At 70.8% G+C, this 15,247-nt stretch carries 10 protein-coding genes; 5 read left to right on the forward strand and 5 right to left on the reverse strand.

Annotated features, from left to right (window positions below; translation table 11 throughout):
- The first annotated feature begins 102 nt into the window (after positions 1–102).
- From ACWGJM_RS41805 to ACWGJM_RS41820, 4 genes are all read left to right on the forward strand, one after another.
- Positions 103–2,469 (forward strand): glycoside hydrolase family 2 protein, encoded by a 2,367-nt coding sequence (locus ACWGJM_RS41805; protein ID WP_453416991.1) that lies wholly within the window; start codon positions 103–105, stop codon positions 2,467–2,469.
- Positions 2,469–3,527 (forward strand): LacI family DNA-binding transcriptional regulator, encoded by a 1,059-nt coding sequence (locus ACWGJM_RS41810; RefSeq protein WP_453416992.1) that lies wholly within the window; start codon positions 2,469–2,471, stop codon positions 3,525–3,527. The genes ACWGJM_RS41805 and ACWGJM_RS41810 overlap by 1 nt, the downstream gene beginning before the upstream one ends.
- Positions 3,528–3,708: 181 nt before the next feature.
- Positions 3,709–4,926: a thiolase family protein gene (locus tag ACWGJM_RS41815; protein WP_453416993.1), complete on the forward strand. Its 1,218-nt coding sequence runs from the start codon at positions 3,709–3,711 to the stop codon at positions 4,924–4,926.
- Positions 4,923–7,052 (forward strand): 3-hydroxyacyl-CoA dehydrogenase NAD-binding domain-containing protein, encoded by a 2,130-nt coding sequence (locus tag ACWGJM_RS41820; protein ID WP_453416994.1) that lies wholly within the window; start codon positions 4,923–4,925, stop codon positions 7,050–7,052. The genes ACWGJM_RS41815 and ACWGJM_RS41820 overlap by 4 nt, the downstream gene beginning before the upstream one ends.
- A gap of 129 nt (positions 7,053–7,181) precedes the next feature.
- On the opposite strand, the gene ACWGJM_RS41825 is transcribed toward ACWGJM_RS41820, so the two are convergent.
- The 5 genes from ACWGJM_RS41825 to ACWGJM_RS41845 all read right to left on the reverse strand — a co-directional run bounded on the left by ACWGJM_RS41825 (position 7,182) and on the right by ACWGJM_RS41845 (position 14,080).
- Entirely contained in the window at positions 7,182–8,237 is a 1,056-nt protein-coding gene (locus ACWGJM_RS41825) for an NlpC/P60 family protein (protein ID WP_453416995.1), read from the reverse strand.
- A gap of 37 nt (positions 8,238–8,274) precedes the next feature.
- A complete protein-coding gene (locus ACWGJM_RS41830; RefSeq protein ID WP_361440002.1) occupies positions 8,275–8,757 on the reverse strand; it encodes a poly-gamma-glutamate biosynthesis protein PgsC/CapC in 483 nt (160 codons plus the stop codon).
- On the reverse strand, positions 8,754–10,316 hold the full coding sequence (gene pgsB / locus ACWGJM_RS41835; protein WP_453416996.1) for a poly-gamma-glutamate synthase PgsB: 1,563 nt from the start codon (positions 10,314–10,316) through the stop codon (positions 8,754–8,756). The genes ACWGJM_RS41830 and pgsB overlap by 4 nt, the downstream gene beginning before the upstream one ends.
- A 6-nt stretch (positions 10,317–10,322) precedes the next feature.
- Complete coding sequence (locus tag ACWGJM_RS41840) at positions 10,323–12,581, reverse strand: HAMP domain-containing protein (RefSeq protein WP_453416997.1); 2,259 nt, start codon at positions 12,579–12,581, stop codon at positions 10,323–10,325.
- 281 nt (positions 12,582–12,862) lie between these two features.
- Positions 12,863–14,080, reverse strand: a complete 1,218-nt coding sequence (locus tag ACWGJM_RS41845; protein ID WP_453416998.1) for a CapA family protein — start codon at positions 14,078–14,080, stop codon at positions 12,863–12,865.
- A 101-nt stretch (positions 14,081–14,181) separates the two neighbouring features.
- Here ACWGJM_RS41845 and ACWGJM_RS41850 point away from each other — a divergent pair, with 101 nt between their 5' ends.
- A complete protein-coding gene (locus ACWGJM_RS41850; protein WP_453417000.1) occupies positions 14,182–15,138 on the forward strand; it encodes a hypothetical protein in 957 nt (318 codons plus the stop codon).
- Positions 15,139–15,247: the final 109 nt, after the last annotated feature.

The raw sequence follows: 15,247 nt of genomic DNA on the forward strand, positions 1-15,247 counted from the left end.
TCGGCACTCTGACAGCGCTTTCCTCAACCGGTAAAGTCCCAATCCCGCCAACGATGCAGAAGTACGTCCAATCCCGCGTGTAGACCGGTTTAGGGAGTGCGCATGCTGGAGGCCACACCGCTCACCGAGGGCTGGATCCTGCGGCACGAAGGGGAGGCGCTGCCGGCCCGGGTGCCGGGGTGCGTGCACTCCGATCTGCTCGCGGCCGGGGTGATCCCGGACCCGTTCGTCGGGCGGAACGAGGTGGAGGTGGCCTGGGTCGGGCGGCGGGAGTGGGCGTACGAGAGGGAGCTGCGGGAGGCATCCGCGCACGAGCGGACCGATCTCGTCTTCGACGGCCTCGACACCGCCGCCGAGATCACGCTCGACGGACAACTCCTCGGCCGGGTACGGAACATGCACCGCTCCTACCGCTTCGACGTCACGGGGGCGACGGGTCCGCTGGCGGTGCGTTTCGCCTCCGCCTACACCGAGGCCGAGGCCGTCCGCGAGCGGCTGGGCGAGCGGCCCGCCGCCTATGCCGAGCCGTACCAGTACATCCGCAAGATGGCCTGCTCCTTCGGCTGGGACTGGGGGCCCACACTGGTCACGGCGGGCATCTGGCGGCCGGTGCGGCTGGAGCGCTGGTCGACCGCGCGGATCAGCCGGGTGCGGCCCCTGGTGACCGTCGAACAGGGCACGGGTGTCGTCGAGTTGTGGGTGGACGTGGAGCGGACCCGGGTGGAGGCACGGCTCGCGGTGGAGGCCCGGGTGGGCGGTCGGACGGCGCGCGCCGAGGTCGACGGTACGCATGGGGTCGTGCGGCTCCGGGTGCCGGAGGCGCGGTTGTGGTGGCCGCGGGGGTACGGGGAACAGCCGCTGTACGACCTCGAGTTGATGCTGGCACACGGTGACGAGGTGCTCGACACCTGGCACCGCCGGATCGGCTTCCGCACGGTCGAGCTGGACCGCCGGCCCGACGGGGACGGCACCGGCTTCACCCTCGTCGTCAACGGGGAGCGGCTGTTCGCGCGGGGCGTGAACTGGATCCCGGACGACGCGCTCCCCTCCCGCGTCACCCGCGAGCGCTACCGGGAGCGGCTCGGGCAGGCCGCCGCGGCGGGCGTGGACCTGGTGCGGGTGTGGGGCGGCGGGATCTACGAGAGCGAGGACTTCTACGACGCCTGCGACGAGCTGGGACTCATGGTCTGGCAGGACTTCCCGTTCGCCTGCGCGGCCTACCCGGAGGAGCAGCCGCTGCGCGGGGAGGTGGAGGCGGAGGCCCGGGAGAACGTCGTACGGCTGATGCCGCACCCCTCGCTGGTGCTGTGGAACGGCAACAACGAGAACCTGTGGGGCTTCAGGGACTGGGGCTGGGAGCGGCGGCTGGCCGGGGACTCCTGGGGCGAGGGGTACTACCTGGGACTGCTGCCGCGCGTCGTGGCCGAGCTGGATCCGACGCGGCCGTACACGGCGGGCAGCCCGTGGTCGGGGTCCTGGGCGCACCACCCGAACGACCCGGCGCACGGCACGCACCACTCCTGGGAGGTGTGGAACCGGGAGGACTACGCGGACTACGGGCTGAGCGTGCCGCGGTTCGTGGCCGAGTTCGGCTGGCAGGCGCCGCCCGCGTACGCGACGCTGCGGAGCGCGCTGCCCGGTGAGGACCTCGCGCCGGACTCCCCCGGCGTGCTGCACCACCAGAAGGCGGACGACGGCAACGGCAAGCTGGAGCGCGGCCTCGCCCGTCATTTCGCCGTGCCCGAAGGGGACTTCGACCGCTGGCACTATCTGACGCAGGTCAACCAGGCGCGGGCGGTGGCCGCCGGGATCGAGCACTGGCGGTCGCACTGGCCGGTGTGCGCGGGCACGGTCGTCTGGCAGCTCAACGACTGCTGGCCGGTGACCTCCTGGGCGGCCGTGGACGGCGACGGGCGGGAGAAGCCGCTGTACCACGAGCTGCGGCGGCTGTACGCCGACCGGCTGCTGACGCTGCGGCCGAGGGCGGACGGGCTGGTGCTGGCCGCCGTCAACCAGGCCGCCGAGGAGTGGACGGGGACGGTGACGCTGCGCCGTATGACCGTCGACGGCGTGGTGGCCGGCGGGGCGAGCATGGCGCTGACGGCCGGCGCGCGGGCGGTGGCGGAGATCGGGGTGCCGAGGGAGCTCAGGCCGGCCGGGCCCAAGGAGTTCCTCGTCGCCGACGCGGCCGGGCTGCGTGCCCTGCACTTCCCGGCCCCCGACCGCGAGATCCCGTACCCCCGGCCGGAGTTCGAGGTGTCCGTGGCGCCGGGCGCGGTGACGGTGGCGGCCCGTACCCTCGTACGGGACCTGCTGCTTCAGGCCGACCGGCTGGATCCGACGGCACGGGCGGACCGTGGGCTGGTCACGCTGCTTCCCGGGGAACGGGTCACGATCGGCGTGCGGGGCTGGAAGACTCCTGACCCGGCCGCCGCCCGGGCCGCCCTGTACTGCGTGGAGCCCGCCTGATGACAGCGACGCCGACCCCCCGCGTCACCATCAAGGACGTCGCCGCGCGCGCCGGAGTGTCCAAGGGCGCGGTGTCGCTGGCCTTCAACCACAAGCCGGGGCTGTCGGAGGCGACCCGCGACCGGATCTTCGCCGCCGCCCGGGAGCTGGGCTGGGCGCCGAACCTCACCGCCCGGTCGCTCGCCGGGGCCCGGGTGGACGTGGTGGGGCTGGCGATCTGCCGGCCCGCGCAGATGCTGGGGCTGGAGCCCTTCTACATGGAGTTCATCTCGGGCGTGGAGAGCGTGCTGACCGAGCGGTCCTGCTCGCTGCTGCTGAGGCTCGTGCGGAACGTACGGGAGGAGGCCGGTCTGCTGGAGTCCTGGTGGAAGGGACGGCAGATCGGCGGGTCGATCCTGGTGGACTTCGGGGCGGACGACCCGAGGCCGGCGGTGGCCCAGCGGCTCGGCCTGCCGGTGGTGGCGGTCGGACACCCGTCGCTGACCGGGGGGCTCACCTCCGTGTGGACGGACGACGCCACCGCCGTCACGGAGGCCGTGCGCTATCTGGCCGCGCTGGGGCACCGGCGGATCGCCCGGGTCGGCGGCGCGGCGGCCCTCGGGCACACGGCGATGCGCACGGCCGCCTTCGACGAGGCGGCCCGCTCCCTGGACCTCGCCGGTGCCTGGCAGGTCACCACCGACTACTCGGGCGAGGCCGGTGCCCGGGCAACCCGCTCACTGCTGACCGCCGCGCCGCCGGACCGGCCGACCGCGATCGTCTACGACAACGACATCATGGCGGTGGCCGGGCTGTCGGTGGCCGCCGAGATGGGCCTGAAGGTGCCCGCCGACGTGTCCCTGCTGGCCTGGGACGACTCCCAGTTGTGCCGGCTGACCCACCCCACCCTCTCCGCGATGAGCCACGACGTGCACGGTTTCGGCGCGGACGCGGCCAGGACACTGTTCGGGGTGATCACGGGAGAGGGACCGGACTCACATGCGGTCCCCACACCCGTGCTGACGCCGAGGGGGTCGACGGCACCACCGGATCACTCGTCCCACAGCCCGCGGCCTTAGAACGCGGCCGAAAGGCACGCCCCCCGGCCTGCGGGCCCCTCCCGGCACTGCGCCGCCGGTGTGACGTTCACCGCTCCCCCCGCCAGGACTGTGCAGCTACGTTACCCATAAGTAGCATGGGTGCTGAGCGCGCGCTCAGCGCAACGCAGCAGTGCCATCCCGCACCTGGAGGAGAGCCATCGTGCCTCGTACCGTCAGGGACGTCGTCTTCGTAGACGGCGTCCGCACCCCGTTCGGCAAGGCGGGCCCGAAGGGCATCTACCACGAGACCCGCGCCGACGACCTCGTCGTGAAGGCGATCCGGGAGCTGCTGCGCCGCAACCCCGGGCTCGACCCGAAGAAGATCGACGAGGTCGCCATCGCCGCGACCACCCAGATCGGCGACCAGGGCCTGACCCTGGGCCGCACCGCCGGCATCCTCGCCGGTCTGCCCCAGTCGGTCCCCGGCTACTCCATCGACCGCATGTGCGCGGGCGCCCTGACCGCCGTGACCACCACGGCCGGTTCGATCGCGTTCGGTGCGTACGACGCGGTCATCGCCGGTGGTGTCGAGCACATGGGCCGCCACCCGATGGGCGAGGGCGTCGACCCGAACCCGCGCTTCGTGTCGGAGAAGCTGGTCGACGAGTCCGCCCTGTTCATGGGCATGACCGCCGAGAACCTGCACGACCGCTACCCGCACATCACCAAGCTGCGCGCCGACGAGTACGCCGTGCGCTCCCAGGAGAAGGCCGCCAAGGCGTACGCCAACGGCAAGATCCAGGCCGACCTGGTGCCGATCTCGGTGCGCCGCACCAGCCCGGAGGGCGGCGAGACGGGCTGGGGCCTGGTCACCGCCGACGAGCCGATGCGCCCGGGCACGACCCTGGAGAACCTCTCCGGTCTCAAGACCCCGTTCCGCGTCCACGGCCGGGTCACCGCCGGTAACGCGGCCGGTCTCAACGACGGCGCCACCGCGTCGATCATCGCCAGCGAGGACTTCGCCCGCGAGAACGGCCTGCCGGTCAAGATGCGCCTGGTCTCCTACGCCTTCGCGGGCGTGGAGCCGGAGGTCATGGGCTACGGCCCGATCCCCGCCACGGAGAAGGCCCTCGCCAAGGCGGGCCTGTCCATCGAGGACATCAACCTCTTCGAGATCAACGAGGCCTTCGCAGTCCAGGTCCTGGCCTTCCTCGACCACTACGGCATCGCCGACGACGAGCGCGTCAACCAGTACGGCGGCGCCATCGCCTACGGCCACCCGCTGGCCTCCTCCGGCGTCCGCCTGATGACGCAGCTGGCCCGCCAGTTCGAGGAGCAGCCGAACGTCCGCTACGGCCTGACCACCATGTGCGTCGGCTTCGGCATGGGCGCGACGGTCATCTGGGAGAACCCGCACTTCGACGGAGGCGACAAGTGAGCACCACCGCTGAACTCCTGAAGGGCGCGGCCGAGCTGTTCCCCGACGAGGTCGTCACGCAGGCGCACGTACGCCACTTCGACCTCCCCCTGGGCGCCGGCAAGTTCGCCCTCATCACCCTGGACAACGGCTTCGACCACACCAAGCCGACCACCTTCGGCCCGGCCTCGCTCGCGAACCTCAACACCGCGATCGACCAGGTGGAGAAGGAGGCCGCGGACGGCGAGATCGTCGGCGTCGGCATCACCGGCAAGCCGTTCATCTTCGCGGTCGGCGCCGACCTCAAGGGCGTCGAGCTGCTCAAGGAGCACAAGGACGCGCTGGCCATCGGCAAGGGCGGCCACGAGGTCTTCAAGCGGCTGTCGAAGCTGGCCGTCCCCACCTTCGCGTACTACAACGGCGCGGCGATGGGCGGCGGCGTCGAGGTCGGCCTGCACTGCACCTACCGCACGGTGTCCGCGGCCCTCCCCGCCTTCTCCCTCCCCGAGGTCTTCCTCGGCCTGGTCCCCGGCTGGGGCGGCTGCGCGCTGCTGCCGAACCTGATCGGCGCCGAGAAGGCCGTCTCGGTCATCATCGAGAACAGCCTCAACCAGAACAAGCAGCTCAAGGGCAAGCAGGTCTACGAGCTCGGGATCGCCGACGCGATCTTCGAGGGCGCCGACTTCCTCGAGCAGTCGCTGATCTGGACGGCGACCGTCCTCAAGGGCGAGATCGTCGTCGAGCGCCCGGCGATCGACCGCGGCGAGGCCTGGGACCAGGCCGTCGCCAAGGGCCGCTTCATCGCGGACTCCAAGGTGCACGGCGCGGCCCCGGCCGCCTACCGCGCCCTCGACATCATCGCCGCCGCCAAGAACGGCGACCTCCAGCAGGGCTACGACGCCGAGGACCAGGCGCTGGCCGACCTGATCATGGGCGGCGAACTGCGCGCGGGTATCTACGCGTTCAACCTCGTCCAGAAGCGCGGCAAGCGCCCGGCGGGCGCCCCGGACAAGAACCTGGCCCGCCCGGTGACGAAGGTCGGCGTGGTCGGCGCGGGCCTGATGGCCTCGCAGCTCGCCCTGCTGTTCCTGCGCCGCCTGGAGGTCCCGGTCGTCCTCACGGACATCGACCAGGAGCGCGTCGACAAGGGTGTGGGCTACGTCCACGCCGAGATCGACAAGCTGCTCGGCAAGGGCCGCATCAACCAGGACAAGGCGAACAGGCTGAAGGCCCTGGTCACCGGCGTCCTGGACAAGGCCGAGGGCTTCGCGGACGCCGACTTCATCATCGAAGCGGTCTTCGAGGAGATCGGCGTCAAGCAGCAGGTGTTCGCGGAGGTCGAGGCGGTGGCCCCGGCGCACGCGATCCTCGCCACCAACACCTCCTCCCTCTCCGTGACGGAGATGGCGTCGAAGCTCCAGCACCCCGAGCGGGTCGTCGGCTTCCACTTCTTCAACCCCGTCGCCGTCCTCCCGCTCCTGGAGATCGTCCGCGGCGAGAAGACGGACGACGCCTCGCTCGCGACCGCCTTCGCGGTGGCCAAGAAGCTGAAGAAGACCGCGGTTCTGGTCAAGGACGCCCCGGCGTTCGTCGTGAACCGCATCCTGACCCGCTTCATGGGCGAGATCCAGAACGTCATCGACGAGGGCACGCCGGTCGAGATCGCGGAGAAGGCGGTGGAGCCCCTCGGCCTGCCGATGTCCCCGCTGGTCCTGCTGGAACTGGTCGGCCCGGCGATCGGCCTGCACGTCTCGGAGACCCTCAACCGGGCCTTCCCGGACCGCTTCACGGTCTCCGCGAACCTCGCCGCCGTCGTCAAGGCCGGCAAGCGCGGCTTCTACGTCTACGACAGCGGCAAGCCCGAGCTCGACCCGGAGGTCGCGGCGCTCCTCAAGCAGGGCGACACCGTCCTGACCGAGGAGCAGGTCCGTGCCCGCGTCCTCGACGCGGTGGCCCAGGAGATCGGCCTCATGCTCGACGAGGGCGTCGTCGCCGAGGCCCAGGACATCGACCTCTGCCTCATCACCGGCGCCGGCTGGCCCTTCCACCTGGGCGGCATCACGCCGTACCTGGACCGCGAGGGCGTCTCGGAGCGCGTGAACGGCAAGAAGTTCCTGGCCCCGGGCGTGGCGAGCGTCCCGGCGTAGCCGCCTCCGCACAAACCCGATGCCCGGCACACCGACTGGTGTGCCGGGCATCGGCGTGTCAGGTGACTCCCGGAGAAGGCCGGCGGCCCGCTCGGCGAGTTCACCGCCGGGGCCGCCCGGCCCGCCTGGTCAGAGGCGTTTGGCGCTGCGGAACAGCTGGGCGTAGAAGCCGTTGCCGTCGATGCGGGAGACGCCGCCCGTGTCCCCCATCGTGGGGCCGTTCTGTTCCTTGCGGCTGGAGAGGAAGACCTTGTGGCCCTCGGTGTCCAGCCCCAGGTAGAGGGCCACGTGGTCGATGTGGTTGCCGGTGCGGTGGTCCATCTTGAAGAACAGCAGGTCGCCCGGCTGGAGCATGTCCGTGTTCTTCGGCCGGGTGTACCAGGGCGAGGGGCCCTGGAGCTTGATGATGTCGACGCCGGCCTTGGAGCGGGCCATGCCGTTGGCCGAGCGGGGCAGGCCGTCGCCCGAGGTGTTCGTGGCCATCAGCGGGTAGCGGGCGCGGTAGCCCCACACCATCCGCATGAAGCCGGAGCAGTCCAGCGCGCGGTAGCGCTCCTTGCGCGGGTACATCGTGGCGCCGTTGCGGAAGGTGTACGAGATGCCGAGGTAGTCGTAGAAGTCGTTCTGCTCCAGGCGGTCCACGCCGTCCGCCTTGTACGGGCCGAACACCGCGTCACCGGCGTACGGTACGCCCGCGGAGTCCTTCTTCACCGGCACGCCCTGCACGTACTGGAAGGCGATCGCGAAGATATCGTCCTCCTGACTGCCTGAGTACTTCTTGAACCAGTCCTTGAACCACTGCTGGTTCTGGGCGCCCTTGACCCAGGGCTCCGGCATGAGGCGGACCCAGTCGTCGGTGACCACCTTGGTGCTGGTGTTGGCCGGTTCGCCGAAGGTCCGCGAAGGGCCCTTGAGAGTGGCCGTGCGGGCGCCGTCGGTGAAGGTGGCGATGACCGCGCCCTTGCCGTCGCGCAGTACCGAACGCGCCGGGTCGTTCAGCCGCTCCCAGGTCTGCTTGCCGGTCGCCTTGCCGGAGTTCTGCAGGGCGTTGTCGGTTACCGTCTGGGCGGCCGGGACCTTCGCCTGTTCGTCCTTGCGCAGTTCGTAGGTGAAGTACGCGCTGCCAGCGAGCAGCGACAGCACCGTCACCGTGTGGACGACGGGTCGGCCTTTGCGTTTCGGCATGGTGAGGGCTCCAGGATTACGTCGGGAACGTGCGGGCTCAGGCGGACGGCAGAGCGCCCAGCAGAATGCCGGCGGTCAGCACCACATAGGTGGCGAGGGTGACCGATCCGACGGACAGCAGCGTCGCGCCCTTGGGCTGGCGGACCAGCTGGTAGCCGATCAGGCCCGGGACGATGAACCCGAGCGTCTGGTTGGCGTACAGCAGCGGGAACTCCATCTGCAGCACGATGATCACGGTGGCCTGGATGAGCACGCCGCTGAGCACGACGGCCGCGAACAGCCGCTTGCCGTACAGGATCACGAACTTCTGCATCAGCAGCGTGACGAGGTACGTCAGCACGGTCACGCCGACCACCAGGGCGGCCCGCTGAAGGTCCTCGATGAGGGTGAGCGCGAGCCAGCCCGGGGTGATCATCCCGCCCGGCGACAGGTTGGTCGTCAGGTAGCACATCAGGGAGAACATCAGGCCCAGGCCGATGCCGATCGCGGCGATCTCGGGGGTGAGGACGGAGGGGATCAACGCTGTTCTCCTGGGCTGTGCCACTGCTGGCTGTCGTCGGCGGAGGGCTGGGGGGGAACGCGGGGCTCGAACAGCCCGCGGGGCGGGGCCTGACCGCGGTACTGCTGGGTCTGCGTCCAGTCGTCGTCCGGGTACGGCCGGTCGTATCCCGCCTGGCCCGCCGGCTGCTGCTCCGCGTACATGTTCGCGGTGTCCTGGTGCACGGGGGGCTGCTGGACGTACGGCTGCTGCGCGTAGCGTGACTCGTACGCCTGGGAATACCCCTGGTAGGGGTCGATGCGGGGCGCGTACAGCTGAATGGTCTCGACGTGCTCGACCACGGCGGACTCCGCTCCGACGCGCCCGGCCGGGGCCGCGGCCACCGGCTCGTCGGCGCTCTCGTCCGGGGGTAGTTCGGCCAGGTGCTCCAGCAGGATCTCGCCCTGACCGTGGATGTTGCCGATCGCGACCAGCGAGGAGTCCGGGGCGAGTGTTTCCAGCATCTGGGCCATGAACTCCGCCGGGTCACGCTTGTCGCCGCCGAGGTCGACGGCGCGCGAGCGGAACTCGGCGGGGATGGCGTCGATGGCGGACTTGGCCGGGTGGCCGATGACGAAGACGTGCTCGGGGTCGAGGTCGGGGATGATCTCGCCCATCTGACCGTTGCGTTCGACGCGGTCGGGGCGGCAGTTGATGACCACGTTGAGCGGGCGGTGGATGGCGCCGAGGTCGAGCAGCTGGTTGATGTTCATCAGCGTCGACTCGGGGTCGTTGGCCGCGAAGACGTTGGCGAAACGCAGCTTCTTCCCCTCGGGCGTCAGATAGCGCTCGACGGAGAGGACACCGGGGTCCGGCGGGGCCTCGTACATGCCCTTCAGAGCCGTCTCGCGGTCGACACCGAGGAGTTCGGCGACGGTCAGCGCGATGGCGACGTTCTCCTTGAAGGTGAACCAGCTGAAGCCGCGCAGTTCCTCGTCGGTGACCGTCTCCGGGTCGGCGTAGACGAGTCGGCAGTTCCGGGCGTCGGCCTCCTCCTGGAGGATGTGGAAGCGCTCCTTCTCCGCGGTGACGCAGATGCCGTCCTCGGGCATCGAGCGGCACAGCGACCGCGCCACGTCGTCCAGGGTGGGGCCCATCTCGGCGAGGTGGTCCTCGCGCACGTTGCACAGCACGCCGATCGTGGAGCGGATCAGCTTGGACTGGTTGATCTCTTGCAGGGCCGGCATGACGGCCATGCACTCGATGACGAGCGCGTCCGGCTGGTACGCGGCGGCGCGCCGCACGATGCCGATCTGCTCGACGACGTTTGCTATGCCGAACTTGCGGTAGACGGGCTCCTCGGTGGCGTCCGGGTGGATGAACCGGGCCGCGGTGCCGGTCGTCTTGGCGACGGTGGTCAGGCCGCCGCCGCGCAGCGCGCCCGCGCACAGCCGGGTGATGGACGACTTGCCGCGGATGCCGTTGATCAGGACCCGGGTGGGTATGTGGTCCAGGTTGGTGAAGTGCCGGCGTTGCTCGACGACGCCCGCGACGACCATGATCGCGCAGCCCACCAGCAGCACGGTGTAGAGGAAGAGCACGAGTGATCAGTTCCTTGTGTACTGCTGCGGCGCGGAGGCCTGGGGCGGGGTGCGGCGGGGCGCCTGCCGGCGCTGGTCGTGCAGCTGCTGCCGGATGAGTTCCAGGGAGCGGGTGACGGCACCGACCTCGTCGTGGTGCTGCGGGAACAGCACGGTCTTGCGGTCGCCGCCGGCCAGCGCCTCGGCACGGCCGGCCAACGAGCGCAGCGGCCTGGCCACGACGATGTGCAGCCAGCCCAGGCAGGCGACGGCCGCGGCGGTGCCGAGCAGTCCGGCGAGCACGGTGCGGTTCTGGGCGTCGTACTCGGGGATGGCGAGCCGGCTGGCGGGCTGCCAGCTGACCACGCTCCAGCCGAGGGCCTCGGCGGGGCCGCTGCCGGCGAACGGGGCGGCGGCGGCGATCCGTACGCCCTTCTCACGGTAGAGCACCCCGTTCGCGCGGGCCTTCTTGCCGAGCCGCTGGGCGCTCGCGGCGACCAGGTCCTTCAGGTGGTCGTCGGGCAGCGACTGGAAGGCGAGGAAGCCGGTGTTGCCGGCGATGACCTTGCCGTGGTCGTCGACGAGGCGGACCACGCCCATGCCCGGCCGGGTCAGCAGCGCGTTGAAGAACTCGACGCGGAACTCGCCGACGAGCTGGGCGCCGTCGCGTCCGGGGATCTCGGCGTTGGCGACGACGACGGGCTGCTTGCCGCCGCGGCCCAGCAGGCGGATCGCGGTGTCGGAGACCCGGTGGGAGCGGATCAGCTTGGGTTCCTTGCCCTCGCGGGCCAGGATCTCGCCGGCGGAGTCCACGACGTAGAGCGAGCGGTAGCGCTGGTTCTCGTCGAGGGTGCGTTCCAGCACCTTCCCCATGGCCTCGGGTTCGGTCCGGTTGCCGATGAGGGAGCCGACCGAGTCCAGGTCTGCGCTGCCCTCGTTGAGCGCGCGGCGTACCCGGTCACTGAGCGTGTCGGTGCGTTCACGCTGGTCGCTGACGAGCTGCTGCGGTACGACGGCGGTGCCGTCGGCGCGGTTGATCAGCAGCATCAGCGGCACCGACCAGGCCAGCAGCAGTACCGCGCACACGACCAGCAGGGCGCGGGTTCCCATCTTGCGCAGTCCGCGCGGGCGCGCGGCCGGGCCGGTGTCTTCGGCGCTCTCGCCGAGCAGCTGGCGGCGCAGCCGTTCCAGGGCATGGCCGACGCGGTGCGCCTCGCCGTATCCGGGGACGGTGACGGGCCGGGTCAGGTCGCCGCGGGTGAGCCGGCGGGACTCCAGGAACAGCCGGATCAGCGGGCGCTGCACAGTGCCGAGGAGCACGGCCACGGCGATGGAGCCGACGACGAGGAGCGCGGCGCCCGCCAGCAGGCCGAACACCAGGGAGTGGGCGCGGGTGGGGTCCTCGCTCACCTTGACCATGGCCACCACGGACAGGCCGAGCCCGGAGGCGGTGGTGGTCTCCCCGGGGGAGGGCGCGGCCAGTGTGGCGTATCCGGCGACGGACCGGTCGCTGAGCACACGCCCGCCGACCGCGCTCCCGCTGACGCCCTGGTAGCCGCCCATGCCGGGTTCCTTGCTGCTGCGCGGGTCCTGCCGGGCCTTGCGGGCGGCGAGCTCGGCGAAGGCCTCCAGTTGCTTGCGGGAGAGCTTGATCTCCTTGCGATCGGTGCTGGTGCGCACCTGCTCGGGCTCGGGGATGCCGTCGCTGCTGAGGATCGTGCCGTCCCGGTCGGCCACGGCGATGGACCGGAACTGGCCGATGCTGATGCCGGGGAACGTCAGGTTGCTGGACGCCACGAGCAGCAGCTGCGGTTTGCCCGGCCAGGACAGCAGCGCGAGGGACAGCAGTCGCGTCTCCCCGTTCTTCAGCCGGACCATGCGCGGCGCGAGGCCGCCCTCGTCGCCGAGGGTGGAGGTGTTCACCGAGGTCAGCGGCACGGTCTCACCGCGGGCCGCGACCAGCTTGCCGGTGCGGATCTCGACGACGGCGGTACCCGTCCACTTCTGGTAGGTGCTGCCGAGCTTGTCGAGGACGGCGTCGCCCGTGACCGGCTGGCCGGCGCTGAACAGCGCGGCGGACCGGGTGAGGTCGGTGACGGACTCGTCGATGGAGGCGCGCAGCGCGATGGCGCCGTCCTCCGCGAAGTGCTGCTGCGAGGTCAGCACCGCCTTCGGCACCCCGGCGTTGTCGACGCGGCCCAATACCAGTGCCGTGATGCCGGCGAGCGACAGCAGCAGCACCGACAGGACCGCGATCGGCGGGCGGATGCCTCCGATCAGCGACATGTCGGCTCGTCGGCGGGCTCGGTGCTGCCGCGACGGGGGCGGTGACGCCAAGGGAGGGTCCTCTCGGGGCGTGCGGCGGTCGGTCCGCACGGAAGCAGTGACGATATTTCGGATGTACGTGCGCGTTTCAGGCACAGCTGTTTCTCAGGTGCACCCGCAGCACTCAGACGGGTAAGAGCCTTACTAAGTTGCACTCTTACTTATGTGACCTGCACAACATCTGTGCCTATATGATCAGGAATGGGGAAGTGTGCACGTCACGCGGCCAACCGCCGCCGCCATCACGGCAACGGGGTCAGCGGCTTCAGACCGTCCTCGGCAGCGCCGCGGTTGTAGAGGGTGCCCTCGGTGCGTTCGAAGGCGAGCCGCAGCCGTGACTTCTGCCGGTCCGTGAGGCCGTCGTCGTCGCGAAGCGCGGCCGGCACGTCCAGCAGGCGGTAGTCCCGGGCGTCGTCGTCGGTGTACGTCGCCTTGCCGCCGTCCGTGGCGTTCACCGCGTCCGGCGGGATCTGCAGCATCGTCGGCTCGAAGCTCGGCTGGACGTCCCAGTGGCCCTTGCCGCGCTCGGTGAACTTGAACCAGGCGATCACGCCCTCCTCGGTCAGACCCGTCGGCTGCGCGTGCCGGGCGATCTGGTTGCCCATGCCGTACGCGACCCAGAGGCCGTCGACCTTCTCCATCGGCTGCACGACGTGCGCGTGGTGGCCGATGACGAGGTTGATGCCGGTGTGCCGGGCGAGCTGCCGGGCGAAGGAGATCTGCGCGGCGGTGGGGGCCGGCTGGTGCTCGTGACCCCAGTGGATGGAGAGGATCACCACTTCGGCACCGGCCTTGCGGGCGCGCTGCTCGGCGGCCCTGATCCCGGCGAGGCTCTGCTGGTTGGCGAGCCAGGGCTTGTCCTTCGGCATCGTGTGCGGCTCGTTGAAGCCGTACGCGAACGATATCTGCGCGACCTTCACGCCCTTGACGTTCATGATCAGCGGGGTCAGCGACTCCTTCTTGGTGCGGAAGGAGCCCGTGTGCTTCACGCCGGCGGCGTCCAGCGCGTCCAGAGTGCGCTTCACGCCCGCGTACCCGTGGTCGAGCGTGTGGTTGGAGGCGGTGGAGCAGGTGTCGTAGCCGAGATCCTTGATCGTCTTCGCGGTCTGTGGCGGCACCTCGAAGTCCGGGAAGCCCTCGAACGGGCCCTTCGCGGAGCCCATCACCGGCTCCTGGTGGCAGATCGCCAGGTCGGCCTTGCTGATGAGCGGCTTGATGCCGGCCACCATCGGCCCGAAGTCCAGCCCGTTCACGCCCTTGCCGGTGCGCTTGGCGTCCGTGCGGGACTGGTCGACCAGCTCGGGATGCATCAGGATGTCCCCGGCCGCCGCGACGGTGAAGGAACGTCCGCCGCCCTGGTCGGCCGCGTCGTCCGAGACGATGCCGCAGCCGGTGACGGCGGCGACGAGGAGGAGCGGGCTCAGCAGGGCCAGCAGGGCGCGGCTACGGCATATTTTCACCGGTATATCTTGATACAACCATGAGAGCCACTCGGTCGCGAAGCATAACGATCGCAACAATTCTGCTGGTCATCGCTGGTCTCGCCGCTGCGCTGACCGCCGTGCTCCACGCCACCCGCGACGGCGGCGGGGATGCCGACGCCCACCCCGGCACGGGCGCCCAGCAGGTCGACCTGGCGCGCGAGGTGGCGGACTACACCAGCCGGTTCGGCCCGGGCCACGGCTACCGGCAACCCAGCCGAGCGGACCGCACCGCAATCGCCGAAGGTGTCGGCCTGCTCCTGGACGGCCACCGCAAACAAGCGGAACAGTTGCTCTCCCAACGGGACTTCACGGTACGCACGGTCTTCGACCGGGTCTCCGAACACCGCTACGCCGAAGTGGCCGACCGCACCGACGCCGCCGTGGCACCGCGCGGCTGGGGCCGGGTCTACGTCGATCTGGACCACCCCCCGCGCTGGTCGGTCCAGGTCCCGCACCCGGTCGCCGACCTTGGCACCGAGCAGCTGGGCGTGCGGGTCCTGCGCGACTCGCCCGGCGGTGTCATGGTGCTCGCAGGCGCACATCGCAAAGCCGGACGCGGGAACTCCGCGGACGTGGCGCACCGCCGGGACACCGTCTTCTACGCCATCTGCGCCGAGCTGGTCCGCCGCGGGATGCCCGGGGCCCAGCTGCACGGCATGGCCGCCTCCTCGGCCCCCGGCTACGACGTGGTCGCCTCCACCGGTGCCGGATCGGCGGGCCGCGCGGACGGTCGCAGACTGGCCGATGCCCTGGGCACGCACGGCTTCCACGTGTGCCGGGCCTGGGTGCGGGACTGCCCGCTGGAGGGTCAGGAGAACGTGGAGGGCCGGGCCGCCGACGCCGCGGACGTGCCGTTCCTGCACGTCGAGTTCGCCCCCGAGGGGCGCGCCGACGGGGTGCCCGCCGACCGCGCGGCCACCTCGGTCAGCGAGGTCACACGCCGCTGGGCGACCGCCGCCGGCGGTGCTCGCGTCGAGCGTGCGCGGGCAGGCTCACGCCGTACCTGGACCGTGAGGGCGTCTCGGAACGCGTGAACGGCAAGAAGTTCCTGGCACCGGGCGTGGCCGGCGTCCCGGCGTAGCCCCCCGTACGGAGCCGATGCCCGGCACACCGACTGGTGTGCCGGGAATCGGCGTCTCAGGG

Source organism: Streptomyces sp. NPDC054834 (assembly GCF_053611185.1).

Coding starts and splice junctions, on each gene's coding strand:
- ACWGJM_RS41805 (WP_453416991.1), top strand. CDS start 103: ATGCTGGAGGCCACACCGCTCACCGAGGGCTGGATCCTGCGGCACGAA.
- ACWGJM_RS41810 (WP_453416992.1), top strand. CDS start 2,469: ATGACAGCGACGCCGACCCCCCGCGTCACCATCAAGGACGTCGCCGCG.
- ACWGJM_RS41825 (WP_453416995.1), bottom strand. CDS start 8,237: ATGCCGAAACGCAAAGGCCGACCCGTCGTCCACACGGTGACGGTGCTG.
- ACWGJM_RS41840 (WP_453416997.1), bottom strand. CDS start 12,581: ATGTCGCTGATCGGAGGCATCCGCCCGCCGATCGCGGTCCTGTCGGTG.